At 29.4% G+C, this 14181-nt stretch carries 12 protein-coding genes and 2 other annotated features; all 12 genes read right to left on the reverse strand.

Annotated elements, in window-relative coordinates; genetic code table 11:
• Positions 1-3: 3 nt before the first annotated feature.
• The 12 genes from FRIFI_RS11145 to FRIFI_RS11200 all read right to left on the reverse strand — a co-directional run bounded on the left by FRIFI_RS11145 (position 4) and on the right by FRIFI_RS11200 (position 14170).
• Entirely contained in the window at positions 4-387 is a 384-nt protein-coding gene (locus tag FRIFI_RS11145) for a DUF5665 domain-containing protein (RefSeq protein ID WP_166505884.1), read from the reverse strand.
• 122 nt (positions 388-509) lie between these two features.
• Positions 510-1520 carry a tryptophan--tRNA ligase gene (trpS, locus tag FRIFI_RS11150; protein ID WP_166505885.1) on the reverse strand — a complete coding sequence of 337 codons (1011 nt, stop codon included), beginning with the start codon at positions 1518-1520 and terminating at the stop codon, positions 510-512.
• Between the two features lie 15 nt (positions 1521-1535).
• Entirely contained in the window at positions 1536-2234 is a 699-nt protein-coding gene (locus tag FRIFI_RS11155; RefSeq protein WP_166505886.1) for a 5'-methylthioadenosine/adenosylhomocysteine nucleosidase, read from the reverse strand.
• Positions 2235-2291: 57 nt separating this feature from the next.
• Positions 2292-2516: a binding site (T-box leader), on the reverse strand.
• Between the two features lie 377 nt (positions 2517-2893).
• Positions 2894-3073 (reverse strand): hypothetical protein, encoded by a 180-nt coding sequence (locus FRIFI_RS11160; RefSeq protein WP_092924268.1) that lies wholly within the window; start codon positions 3071-3073, stop codon positions 2894-2896.
• Between the two features lie 214 nt (positions 3074-3287).
• Complete coding sequence (locus FRIFI_RS11165) at positions 3288-4157, reverse strand: ABC transporter ATP-binding protein (protein WP_207733530.1); 870 nt, start codon at positions 4155-4157, stop codon at positions 3288-3290.
• A gap of 2 nt (positions 4158-4159) precedes the next feature.
• Positions 4160-5242 carry a FecCD family ABC transporter permease gene (locus FRIFI_RS11170; protein WP_092924262.1) on the reverse strand — a complete coding sequence of 361 codons (1083 nt, stop codon included), beginning with the start codon at positions 5240-5242 and terminating at the stop codon, positions 4160-4162.
• On the reverse strand, positions 5242-6270 hold the full coding sequence (locus FRIFI_RS11175; protein WP_166505887.1) for an ABC transporter substrate-binding protein: 1029 nt from the start codon (positions 6268-6270) through the stop codon (positions 5242-5244). The genes FRIFI_RS11170 and FRIFI_RS11175 overlap by 1 nt, the downstream gene beginning before the upstream one ends.
• A gap of 171 nt (positions 6271-6441) precedes the next feature.
• Positions 6442-6711: a hypothetical protein gene (locus FRIFI_RS11180; protein ID WP_166505888.1), complete on the reverse strand. Its 270-nt coding sequence runs from the start codon at positions 6709-6711 to the stop codon at positions 6442-6444.
• A gap of 359 nt (positions 6712-7070) precedes the next feature.
• Positions 7071-8759: an AbgT family transporter gene (locus FRIFI_RS11185; protein WP_166505889.1), complete on the reverse strand. Its 1689-nt coding sequence runs from the start codon at positions 8757-8759 to the stop codon at positions 7071-7073.
• A gap of 568 nt (positions 8760-9327) precedes the next feature.
• Positions 9328-12435 carry an isoleucine--tRNA ligase gene (gene ileS, locus FRIFI_RS11190; RefSeq protein WP_166505890.1) on the reverse strand — a complete coding sequence of 1036 codons (3108 nt, stop codon included), beginning with the start codon at positions 12433-12435 and terminating at the stop codon, positions 9328-9330.
• A 104-nt stretch (positions 12436-12539) separates the two neighbouring features.
• Positions 12540-12773, reverse strand: a binding site (T-box leader).
• A gap of 70 nt (positions 12774-12843) precedes the next feature.
• Positions 12844-13371, reverse strand: coding sequence for a DivIVA domain-containing protein (locus FRIFI_RS11195; protein WP_166505891.1), 528 nt, complete (start codon positions 13369-13371; stop codon positions 12844-12846).
• Between the two features lie 13 nt (positions 13372-13384).
• Positions 13385-14170 carry a YlmH family RNA-binding protein gene (locus FRIFI_RS11200; protein ID WP_166505892.1) on the reverse strand — a complete coding sequence of 262 codons (786 nt, stop codon included), beginning with the start codon at positions 14168-14170 and terminating at the stop codon, positions 13385-13387.
• Positions 14171-14181 lie beyond the last annotated feature (11 nt).

A 14181-nucleotide genomic window follows, 5' to 3' on the forward strand; every position in this document is an offset into this window, starting at 1 on the left:
ATACTACCTCCTTCTATATTCATCTACTATATCCATTAATCTTGCTATATACTCCCCTATTACAGGTAAATCCACTGATTTACTTAATAGGTAAAAAACAAATGCAGCAAGTATTGATAGACCTATTGCTTGACCAAATCCTTTTCCTAAACCTGCTATAAAATTTATTGTGAACAATCTTCTTTTACTATCTGTTAGCATCATATATTCTCTTATTCTACTTCTTTCTATTATAAGAGTTAATCTTTCTAGGTATCTCCTTATAGTCCCTAGATTTTCTGTAGTTTTTTCACATATATTAAGTTCATTCATAGCTTTATCAAGGTCTTTCATATTTATAGGATTTTGTTTATCAAGGTCATTATCTTCTTTGTACTTAATGTGCATCACATCCTTTATGAATGACTTTTATATAAACTTATTATGTGATTTTTTTGATTAAAAATACGAAAAGGATTATGCATAAATTTATATATTTAAATTCACACATAATCCTTTAATTTAAATTATTATCTAGGTAAGAATTTTCTTTCTATTAATCCTACTTTTTTGTATACCTTTCTTAATGTTTTTCTAGCATGTCTTTCAGCTTTATCAGCACCCATTGCATAAACATTTTCTAAATAATCTTTGTTCTTTAATAAATCAAGATATCTTTCTCTTATAGGTCTTAAAGATTCAACTATAACTTCAGCTACATCACCTTTAAAATCACCATAACCTTTACCTTCATACATACTTACTAGTTCTTCTATTGATTTATTGTCTAATTTTGAATATATTTCAAGTAAATTTTTTATTCCTGGTTGTTCATCAGTATATTTTATAATCCCTACTGAATCTGTAACACTTCTTTTTATCTTTCTTCTTATTGTATCTGCATCATCAGCTAATAGTATAAATGCATTTTCATTTTCATCAGACTTACTCATTTTTTTAGTTGGTTCTTGTAAGCTCATTACTCTACCAACTTCTTTTGGTATATATGGATCAGGTACTTTAAATGTTGGTGAATATCTATTGTTAAATCTAGTTGCTAAATCTCTAGCTAGTTCTAAGTGTTGCTTTTGATCTTCTCCAACTGGAACTAAATCTGTTTGATATAAAAGTATATCTGCTGCCATTAATACTGGATAAGTAAATAATCCTGCATTTAAGTTAGCTTCACTTTTTTGTGACTTATCTTTAAATTGAGTCATTCTACTTAACTCTCCCATATAAGTCATCGTATTTAATATCCACATAAGTTCAGTATGTGCACTTACATGAGATTGTATGAATATCGTATTTTTCTCTGGATCTAATCCACAAGCTAAGTACTGTGCAAGTAATTCCATAGTATTAGCTCTTAAATTTTTAGCCTCTTGTGGAACTGTTATAGCATGTAAATCAACTACACTATAAAAACAATCATACTCATCTTGAAGTTTTGTCCAGTTTTGTATAGCTCCTAGATAATTTCCTAAAGTCATTTTCCCAGATGGCTGAGCACCACTAAATATTATTTTCTTTTCGCTCATTAATAACACCCCTCATTATATTGATCTTAACATATTAAGTACTATATCTTTAGAGTTATGAGCTGCATCCTTAACAAATTCGTCATATACAACATCTGCACTTCCGTCAGCTCTATCAGACATTGCTCTTATTATTACAAATGGAACTTTATTTAGCTCACAAACATGAGCTATAGCTGCCCCTTCCATTTCTCCACAGAATGCTTCAAACTCTTTTACTAATTCTTCTTTTAATTCTCTAGAGCTTATGAATCTATCTCCTGTTACTACTCTTCCTTTAACTACTTTATGAGTTTTAGTTTCTTCTTTTGATGATTCAAACGCCGCATTTACAAGTCTCTCATCTGCAACAAATGTTGAATTTTCCATTCTTGGTATTACACCTTTTTTGTCTCCAAATACTGTTGTATCAAAATCATATTGTATAGCATCAGTTGATATAACTATATCATATACATCTAAATCTGCATTTAATGCTCCTGCAACACCTGTATTTACTATTGCATCTACACCAAATTCACTTATTAATATTTGTGCACATAAAGCAGCATTTACTTTACCTATTCCACATCTTACTACTACTACATCTTTATTTTCTAAGTTTCCTTTGTAGAATACTAAGCTGGCTTTTTCAACTTTTTCTTTTACATCCATTAATTCTACTAATATATCTACTTCTTCATCCATTGCACCTATTATACCTATTCTGTTCATTACATTTCCTCCTAAGTTGTTTTTCTATAAATTTGCAATAAAAAATCCGTCCTAAATAAATAGGACGGATATATTTTCCGCGGTACCACCTAAATTATATACACCTAGTGCATATCACTTATACCTGCTATAACGTGCAGTCACGATATCGGCTAGTTTACTACTGTATTTCACCTTACTCCTCAAAGGTCCATTCATCAAATACTTTATGCTAAGCTCTCAGCATCCTTAACTCTCTGTTATAAAGATATTTTGATTACTAATCCTTATCAATGGATTTAAATATTTATATATAAACTATGATATTCATTAAAACTTATTTTGTCAACTGTATAATATATTAATATTATTATCTAGTATATATATTTATTCTATTCAATTTATTATAATAAGTTTGAATTATCTCTATACTGTCAAGTCATTTTCATCTTTAATTTTTATAGTTTTTTAATACATCTGCCATAACAAAGCACCTAAGCAATTCTATTACACAAATTATAATCTGAGGAATTAATTCACCCTTACCAGCAAAGTACATCACCTGAATACTGTGATTATTTTAACCTGATAAATATACGCTCACCTTGTCATAAAAAAATCTACCTAAATAAGGTAGATTTCTCTATAAATATAAATCATACTTAACTATGTTTATAACATTATAAGCTCCACTCACCATCTTTTATAAAAATTTTAACTGTATTAAAATTTTTGTCCATTACAATCAAACTTCCATCTTTTATATCTTCAGTTATGAGTATAAGCCCCTCTTGTCTGCAATAATTTCTGGCAAGTTCTAATGCATCAGATTCCATATCTAATTCTAATAATCTTCCCATGTTCATTACTCCTATTTATATAATTTATAATTATACCCATTTTTACCTTTTTCTAAACTCCCTAATATAGTTTTAATTAATAAGTTATGAGCAGATTTTAAATTAATATAATACATTCTTAAACAAAAAGTTAGCTTTACCTAAGCGACTTGTCGGCAAAACACTTCATGTATCTTTCCTTGAATGTAAAAAAAAGAAGGTTTTTACCTTCTTCTTAAACTAACTCCATTTTATTTGTTAAATGATTATGGTAATGAGAATGCTTACCTGTAAATCCATCTTCGTGAACATGGTCATGGCCTACTCCGTTTACATGTTCATGACTATGCATAAATGATACTTGTAGTTTATTATTTATAGGATTTATACCTACATATGCATTGACACCAAATACTTCTTTTAACATTTGTGATGTTATAACTTCTTCCACTTTCCCATATTTTGTTATCTGTCCATCTTTCATGACGATTAAATAATCACAATACATAGATGCCATATTCATATCATGTATTGCAGATAATGTAGTTATATTAAGGCTTTTCACCAAGTCCATAAGCTGTATTTGATACCCTATGTCCAAGTGGTTTGTAGGCTCATCTAATATTAAAAAATCAGTATTTTGAACTAATGCTCTCGCAATTAAAGTCCTTTGTTTTTCTCCACCTGATAAATTAGAAAAACTTCGTTCACTATAGTTATCTAATCCAACTTTTTTTAACATATCTTCAACCATTTTTAAATCTTCTTTCGAATAATCTTCAAATATAGATTTGTATGGATAGCGACCCATTTTCACTATTTGCTCAACTGTAAAATCAAACTGTGAACTACTTTCTTGAGCAAGAACTGCAATCTCTTTTGCACACTCTTTATCTTTCATAGTAGATAAATCTTTGTTATCTAATAGTATCTCTCCACTAGATGGCTTATAAAGCCTATATATATTTTTAAGTAATGTAGATTTTCCAGAACCATTTGGGCCTATTACCCCTACAAAGGAACCTTTAGGAACATTAAAAGATACATCTTTTAATATTTCTTTTTTATCTATACTAAACCTTAAATTTTTAACCTGTATCTTCATGATTATTCTTTTCCTCCAAATGAATAGTTTTTCTTAGATATTAAATACAAGAAGAACGGTCCTCCGACTAACGAAGTTATTATACCTATTGGTATTTCTATTGGTGGGAAAAGCCCCCTCGCGGCAATATCTGATGCTATTAAAAATATTGAACCTACTAATGCAGAAAGTACTATTAACTTTTTATGATCACTGCCAGCTATTGTTCTACATACATGAGGAACAACAAGTCCTATAAACCCAATAGCTCCTGTTATCGCAACTAAGGTAGATGTTAAAAACGTTGCTAATATAAGTATTATTGATTTTACAAGTTTTACATTTATACCAAGTATTATAGCGCTATCATCTCCAAGTAATAATATATCCAAAGACTTAGACATTAAAAAAGCTACTATCATTACTATTACTAGTGCTACAAATGGAATTAATAAAACATCCCATTTAGCTCCTCCTAAACTTCCAACAGTCCAGAAAAGTGCATTTTTAGCTTGGTTTGAGTTATCTGCTGAATATATAAGTAAATTAGTAAGCGCTGAAAATATTGTAGATATTGCCATACCAGTAAGTACTAATCTTGTTGTTGATGTTGTTTTTCCCATCTGCGTGCCTATTGCAAACACTAACACTCCTGAAATAATAGAACCTACAAATGCACCAGATGTTATACTATTTATTCCAATAGATGACACCCCTCCTAAAACAATAACAGCAACAGCTCCACATGATGCACCAGATGATATTCCTAATATATACGGTTCTGCTATAGGGTTTTTAGTTACACATTGCATTAATACTCCACATATTGCAAGACCAGCTCCACATATTGCTCCTAATAAAACTCGTGGAAATCTAATTTCCCATATTATATTATGGGTCATGACTTCTCCAACTCCACTAAATAACATTCCATTTGATAATTTGTTTAATAAAATTTTATATACCTCTCCAGGTTCTATATATGTACTTCCTATAGCTATTGCTCCGACTATTGTACCTGCTAATAATATTATTAAAGCTATAGTCCAAAATAAGAAACCTCTCTTTTTTGAAAGGTTTCTTGAGTTTTCTATACTAACTTGCATTATTTGTTTCCTTCAAAGAAATATCCATACATTTCTTCTATAAGCTTAGGATTTCTAACACCTGGAGATAAGTCAGCTAATCCTACTACATATATTTTATCATTCTTTATTGCAGGTACATCTTTAAGTGCTGGATGATTCTTTAAGAAATCTATTTTTTCCTTAACTGGTTGACCAGCTAAGAAATCAGTTACTAATATAACTTCTGGGTTTTTAGCCACTATACTTTCCCAAGAAACATTTATGTATGGTTTATCTGCATCTTTTCCAAATATGTTATTTCCACCAGCTAATTCTATTAAGTTATTTGCAAGACCACTTCCTACTACCATAGCATCCTTTTCACCAGAATCATATACCATCATTTTTACTTTATCTTCTTCTTTTATATCTCCAACTTTATCAGTTACAGCTTTTATATCACTTTTCATTTTATTTACTACTTCATTTGCTTTATTTTCTACTCCAAATATTTTTCCTAATAATTCAAAGTCTTCATATACAGTTTCTACTGTTGCATCTGGATTATATGATTTTGCCATAAATGGAGTTATATCTTTTTTTATTAACTCATCTGGTGATCCTGTTGTTTGTTCATTTATAGATGAATCCCATCCACTAACAAAGTCTGCACCTGTTGCTATAAACCCTTCTTTAGATATAGAGTGTCCTTCTCCAACTTTAAGTTCTGGTATTTTATTATAAGCTTCTTCAAACTCTGGAAGTATTGGGTTATCTAAAAGTGCTGTTCCTACCATTTTATCTCCTAAATCTAGTGCAAGTAACATCTCTGTCATAAATTGAGATAATGTAACTGCCTTTTGCCTTGGTTTTTCTACTTTGACATTATAATCTTTCGCTCCATCTGAGTATGTAAATTCTACTGGTGTGAAATTACTTTCTGCTACTTGTGTTTCTGGCGTTTGACTAGTTTCTTTTTTATCTGACGAACATCCTACTACACTTAAACTTATTCCTGCTACCATTAATACTGCTAAAAATCTTTTTAAACTTTTGCTTTTTATCATTTTTATTTTCCCCCTAAGTATATTTTTTATATAAACACTATTGTTTAATTTAACATAAATTTACTAATTACATTACAAAAAGCCATGAGTTTTTACAAAGATATATCAAATAAATCTTTGTAATTTAAACCTTCATGGCTTTATTTTTATCAGTTATTCAATTTTCACTATCTATTCGTGGCTATGCCCATGTTCACCATTGTGGTCATGTCCATGCTCATGTGTATGTAAATGGTCATGTGTGTGAACTCCTGTAAAACCATCTTCATGATTGTGGTCATGTCCTAATCCATTTATATGTTCATGTTCATGCCCATGTTCGTGTGTATGTAAATGTATATGGTCATGATTATGACTTCCACAACAATTTTCTCCCCCATTTCCACAACATCCATTTATATGTGGATTATGATGTAATCTCATATTTTTCGTCCCTAACATATTGTATCCCCCTAGTAACATAGGTACTTCGGTACCCCTTTTCATTTATCTTACAATTTAATTATATGTTCTGTCTTTTTTAGCGTAAATACAATATGTTTTTTTCAGAAAATTTAGTTTTATACAACTTTTTATTATTATTTAGTTTTTTTTATGTATTTTTACATTATTTTTGTATTTTATTTTAAATTAAAATATTTATTTAAATATATTTTTTAATTTATATATTTAGTATTTTATTATTTTTAAAAATTAATCAATCTAAAAACTTTAAGTTAATATAAGAAAGGGGTAAATTTAAGCATAACCTAATTTTACCCCTTTATATAAAATATTATATGTAGTTAATTTTAAACCCCTTACATAAAGATTGCTGTTCCTGGTCCTATAGGTGCTCCTGCTAAAGCCCATATTATAGCAAATATAGTCCATCCTATTAAGAATGCTATAGCTATTGGCATCATTGTACTTATTAGGTTACCTACACCAAATTCTTTCTTATATTTTTGACCAAATACTACTATAACCCCTAAATAGCTCATTAATGGAGATATTACATTTGTTGAAGAGTCACCTATACGGTATATTAACTGAACACCTGCTGGAGTGAATCCCGCAACCATTAACATTGGAACAAATATTGGAGCAAGAAGTCCCCACTTAGATGAAGCTCCTCCCATGAATAAGTTAACAAATGCAGTTAAGAATATAAATGCAACCATTAACACAATATTCATAAACATACTACCTTCTGGTATTTTAGAAACTAAATTAGCTCCTAATGATGCAACATACACTCCTAAGTGAGAGTCGTTAAAGTAATTAATAAATTGAGCAACGAAGAATAATATAACTATTATTGGAGCCATATCTGCCATCGCTCTAACCATTGCTGGCACTATATCCGCTGCTTTTTTAAACTTACCTGATTTAAATCCGTATACTAATCCACTTACAGCGAATATAACGAACATTATCATTATAACCATATCACCTTTAAAGAATATAGAGTTTAAGAATCCATCTGCTGCAACTAAAGCTGCATTCCCTTCTGCATCTTTTCCCCATAACTCTACTGTAGTTGATAAGTCACCTACTAAAGGTATAGTGTTATTTTTATCTATTGGTAAAGCTGTTAATATTATTAAAGCAAATAATAATAACATTATTTTATTTGTAAATTTATAAGCACTTTTTTCTGCTTGAGTTATTTCATGTTCTGGCTCAACTTCAGCCTCTGCTTTATTATATTTTCCTAATCTTGGCTCAATATACTTATCTACAACTATAGTTCCTATTAATATTATTAAGAATGTAGATGCCATCATGAAGAACCAGTTACTTGTAACTGATAAAGTTCCTGCTAATTGAGTACCTGCCATAGCATCACCAGTCTCAGCTGCTGCTTGAGTAAATGGTAATAATAATGCATCTGTTGAACTAACAAATAAGTTTGCACTAAATCCTCCAGAAACCCCTGCAAATCCTGCTGCAAGACCTGCTATAGGATTTCTTCCTAATGTATAATACATTAATGCAGCAAGTGGTATTAATACAACATACCCTGCATCTGATGCCATATTAGACATAACCCCTAAGAATATTACAACTGGAGTAACTAATTTCATAGGCGTAGCTTGAACTATACTTTTCATTGCCATTGTTAAGTATCCACTTTGTTCCATAAGTCCTATTGCTAACATTATTATAAGTATAGTGCCTATTGCATACATGTTCATAAAATTAGCTATTGCAGTTCCTATAACATAAGAAAGACCATTTGAATATCTTTCTGCTACTTCTGTTCCTGTTGCCCCTACTTTTAACACCTCTATTGGTTTTTGCCCTAATAAATTGTTTATTGGGAAATCACCTAAAGGAGTTTTAGCTACTACCCCTAAACTTCCTAGTATTGCTGATAAAACTAAAACAAATGCTGCTATGTATATAAACATTAGCACTGGGTGTGGTAATTTGTTACCAAGCTTCTCTATTTTGTCCATGAAGCCTTGTTTTTGTTTCTTTTGCGATTTTACACTTACATCCATACTTTCCCTCCCTATTTTATATTCCATGATTACTTAACTTATTCTAACACATCACGACAACGATTTCATAATTTTTCTGAAACTTCTAATTTATTAATCTATTCTCTTATTTTCATTTTATTTTAAAATTTTTTTAATGATTTATACTTTAACTTTTAAAGCAGCTTTTAGTGTTTTTTTCTAACTTAATTTCATTTTTAATGTTTTTTTGTATATTTTTTAAATTTTTCTTAACTAATACTTATCTTTATATTTATATTATTAAATATTTTCAATTTCTTTTATATTATTAGAATTTTCAATATAATTTTATATTCTAAATTTAATAATATTTTTAATCTAATTAATTTCTAAAAAGCTTTTAATTAACTTTTATATAAAAAATTTGCTTCACTTATGCTGCCAACGACTTTGTCCGTTGCTAAGATTATTATTTTTTATATTTTTAAACCTATTGATATATCTTATTTTCATGAATTATCAATAGGTTTATGCTTAATATAATAATTTTCTTGTATGTAAAAAAGTACCTCTTAATGAAATACTTCATCAAGAGGTACTTTTTAAATTATTTCTTTATAACTTTTATTCCAGTCATATGGTCATTTAAATTATGACTTTCTAAAGTTTCATCTTCTACTCTATTTATTTCTACAGCTAATGTTTCTGATTTTATATATTCATCATAATTTTCTACAGCTTTAGCTATTTCATCATCTGAATTAAATTCTATAACTATGTTATCTAAAACATCAAAGTTATTAGATTTTCTTATTTGTTGTATCTTAGATATAAATTCTCTTGCATATCCTTCTTCTATTAACTGTGTTGTTAATGTTGTATCTAATATAACAAATAAGTTGTTTTCCATAGTTACATTAAATCCTTCTTTAGCTGATATGTTTATTAAAACATGGTCTTTGTTAAATTCAAAGTTTTCTCCGTTTATATCAACAGCAAAACTTTCACCATTTTCTAATTTAGGAACAACTTCATTTGGATTTAATTTATTTAATGCACCAGCAAAGAACTTCATGTTAGCACCAAGTATTGGTCCTAAAACTTTAAAGTTTGGTTTTAAGCTAAAGTTCATATATTCAGATAAATCTTTTGCAAATACAACTTCTTTAACGTTAAGTTCTTCTTTTATTAAGTCTACAACATCACTTATAGTAGCTTCAAACTTACCATCTACTAATACTTTTTGTATTGGTTGACGTACCTTTATTCTTGTAGCTTCTCTTGATGCTCTACCTAATGTAACTAGGTTTTTAACTAAGTCCATCTTCTCTTCTAATTCATTGTTTATTAAATCTAAATTAGCTTTTGGATACGTACTTAAATGTACTGAAACTTCATTAGTTAAGTTTCTGTATATTTCTTCTGATATATATGGAGTAAATGGAGCTATAAGCTTACAAAGCTCTGTTAATATTTCATAAGTTGTATTGTAAACTGATTTTTTATCTTCAGTTAATTCAGTCGCCCAGAATCTTCTTCTTGAACGTCTTATATACCAGTTAGATAAATCTTCGTTTATAAATTCTTGAATAGTTCTAACTGTTTTGTTTAATTCAAATATCTCTAAGTTTTCTTCTACTTCTTTCTTTAAGTTGTTAAACTTAGATAATATCCATCTATCTAATTCTGGTCTGTCTTTGTATTCTACAAAGAAGTCAGTTGGATTTATATTATCAGTATTTGCATATAAAGCAAAGAAGTTATATACATTTTTCATAGTTCCTAAGAACTTGCTTTGAACTTCTTTTAATCCATCAACATCAAATCTTGTTGGAGTCCATGGTGGAGATACGTATAATAAGTACCATCTTAAGGCATCTGCTCCATATTGGTCAAATAATTCAAATGGATTTACTGTATTTCCTCTAGACTTACTCATCTTCTTACCTTCTTTATCTAAAACAAGGTCATTAACTAAAACTCTCTTGTATGGAGCTTTCCCCATAACAAATGTTGATATAGCAAGTAATGAATAGAACCATCCTCTAGTTTGGTCTATACCTTCACAGATGAAATCTGCTGGGAATAATTCTTCAAAGTTTTCCTTGTTTTCAAATGGGTAATGATGTTGAGCAAATGGCATCGAACCACTGTCAAACCAACAGTCTATAACATCTGTTACTCTTGTCATAGGCTTACCACAGCACTCACATTTTAGATGTATATTATCAACATATGGTCTGTGAAGTTCTACTGTTTTAGGATCTACTTCTTCTATAGCTTTTTGAGCTAATTCTTCTCTTGAACCTACAGAATCTCTATGTCCGCATTCACACTTCCATATATTAAGTGGAGTACCCCAATATCTACTTCTTGATATAGCCCAGTCATTTAAGTTTTCTAACCAGTTTCCAAATCTACCTTCACCAACGAAGTTTGGATACCATTCAACTGTCTTATTGTTAGCTATTAATTGGTCTTTTAATTTTGTCATTTCTATATACCAGCTTGGCTTAGCATAGTATAAAAGTGGAGTTTGACACCTCCAGCAGTGAGGATAATTATGAGCTACTTTTTCTTTGCTAAATAATTTATTTTCACCGTGTAACCATTTTATTATTTCAACATCTACTCCATCTTCCATAACGAATTTTCCTTCCCATGGAGTAGTTGTAAATTTACCTGCTTCAGATACTGGTTGAAGTACTGGTAAATCATACTTTCTACCTAAGTTGTAGTCATCTTCACCAAATGCTGGTGCAGTATGTACTATACCTGTACCATCTTCAGTTGTAACGTAGTCTCCGCAAGTTAAGAAGAATGCTTTTTTATCAGCTTCAACAAAAGGCATTAATTGTTCATACTCTATGTATTCTAAATCTTTACCTTTCATTTCTTCTAATACTTCGTAGTCTTCACCTAAAACCTTGTTAGCTAAAGCCTTAGCTACATAATAAACTTCATCATTTTGCTTAACTTTTATGTAGTCTATTTCAGGACCTACTGTTAATGCAACGTTTGATGGTAATGTCCAAGGTGTAGTTGTCCATGCTAAGAAATACTCATCAGCATCTTTTCTTTTAAACTTAGCTATTACTGTATTATTTTTTATTTCTTTATATCCTTGTGCAACCTCATGAGATGCAAGACCAGTTCCACATCTTGGACAATATGGAAGTATCTTATGACCTTCGTATACATATCCTTCTTTGTTGAACTTGTTTAATATCCACCATACAGATTCTATATAGTTGTTATCTAAAGTTATATATGGATTATCTAAGTCTATTTCGTATGCCATTCTCTCAGTCATATCTCTCCACTGTTTTTCATAAGTGAAAACAGACTCTCTACACTTTTGATTAAATTTATCTATTCCGTAAGCTTCTATTTCTTGCTTATCAGATAAACCTAATTCCTTTTCTACTTGTATTTCAACAGGTAGACCATGTGTATCCCAACCAGCTTTTCTTTTTACTTGCTTTCCATTCATAGTTTGGTATCTACAAACAGAGTCTTTTAATGTTCTAGCTATAACATGGTGTATTCCTGGGTTTCCATTTGCTGTTGGAGGACCTTCATAGAATACGAAACTTGGATCATTTTTCCCTTTTTCTAAAGTTTTCTCAAGTATGTTTATATCATTCCAATACTTAGAAACTTCTGCTTCTGCTTGCTTTACAGAAGAGTCAACTAATGACTTAAACTTTGACATAGTATCACCCTTTCATATTAATTGTTATCTAAATTTTGTTAGAATATTTAAACCTAACTAATTTACATTTTAATTTTTTGTATTAAAAAACTCGTCCCCCTAAAACAAGGGACGAGTATTAATCGCGTTACCACCCTAATTCTATACATATATAAAATATACTTTACTTATGTATAGCACTTAAATAGTATAACGGCACTTTACCGGCACAGCTTAATCAAATACTTTTTCAGCCTGCAGCTTCGGAGTGATTTTCCACTTTATAAATTTATTGGTTCTCAGCAACCCAACTCTCTGTAAAATTATCTAAAGCTTACTGTCTCCATCATAGCTTTTATTTATATTTTTGTTTATAATATGAGATTTTATAACAAATCGTCAAAATAGTCAATTACTTTTTATTTTATATTAATCTAATGTAGCTGCTGCCTCTTTTTCTATTGGCATATCAAATAATGTTGTCTCAAAAGCTCTCATATCATTTTCATCAACATTATAGAATATTTCATCTATACTTCTTATTTCATCTTCTAGTAAAGATTTAAATTTATTTCTAAATACTTTAAATTCTTTTACCATTTCATTATATTCTTTTCTTATTTCTATTACTTGATTATTAGCTTGTTCAATTATTTGTCTTGCTTTTAAATCAGCTTCTTCTACTATTATCTTAGCTTTTTTATTTGCAGCAGTACAAGTATCTTCTGCAACACTTTCAGCTCTTATAAGTGTAGCTTTTAATGTTTCTTCTATATTTTCATATTTGTTTATTTGATCTTGATATAATCTTACTTTTTCTTTAAGGTCTGAATTTTCTCTACATAGATGTTCATAATCTTCCTTAACTGCATCTAAAAATTCATCAACCTCTTCTTCTCTGTATCCTCTTATTCCTTTTTTAAATTCCTTATTTTCTATTTCTATTGGAGTAAGCATGCTTTTCTCCCTCCTATATTATTAACTTAGCACAAACTTTTATTCTGCCTTTTTTAGTAATATCTCCTATTTTAGATATTACTGCCCTACCTTTACCTCTAACTGATATTAGTGAATTATTTTCTATTTCTTTAGATGCAGATGTTATCTTTTCATAATTAACAAAAACTCTTTCTGCATTTATGTATTTTAAACTTTCTTGTCTTGATATATTATATAATCCACTTATAATACAATCTAGCCTACTTGATGATACTGTAAATGATATATCTTTATAATTTAATGAGCTTTCTATTATATCTTCTCTTGATATTTCATACACTGAAACACTATTTGTCGAAACTTTTTGTAAGTTCATAATTATAAAATCACATATATCACAACTTACAATTATTTGGCAAAAGCTATCGTGTATAATAATATCTCCTATCATCTCTCTTTTTATACCAAGACCCATAAGAGACCCTAAATAGTCCTTATGTGATATGCTTTTAAACTTAAAATTACCTTCTACTTGTATAAATTTAAGGTTATCATCTATATCTTCATATTCCATATAAAATGGATATATAAATATTTTACTTCTTTCAGCCTCTTTATGTCCACCATCAACAGAGTATTTTAAATCACTATAAGAATTCAAAATAGCAATAGCATTTTTGATTTCATAAGGATTTAAAAATTCCGTTTGTCTTACATCATAATTTTTCATTGTGGCATTAGCTTTATCTATAACCTTAAACATTTTATTTTTTAATTCTATATCCTTAATATGATTAGTTAGTTTTAGCCTGTCCACTATTATCTCCT

It is taken from the genome of Romboutsia hominis (assembly GCF_900002575.1).
Classification (GTDB): domain Bacteria; phylum Bacillota; class Clostridia; order Peptostreptococcales; family Peptostreptococcaceae; genus Romboutsia_C; species Romboutsia_C hominis.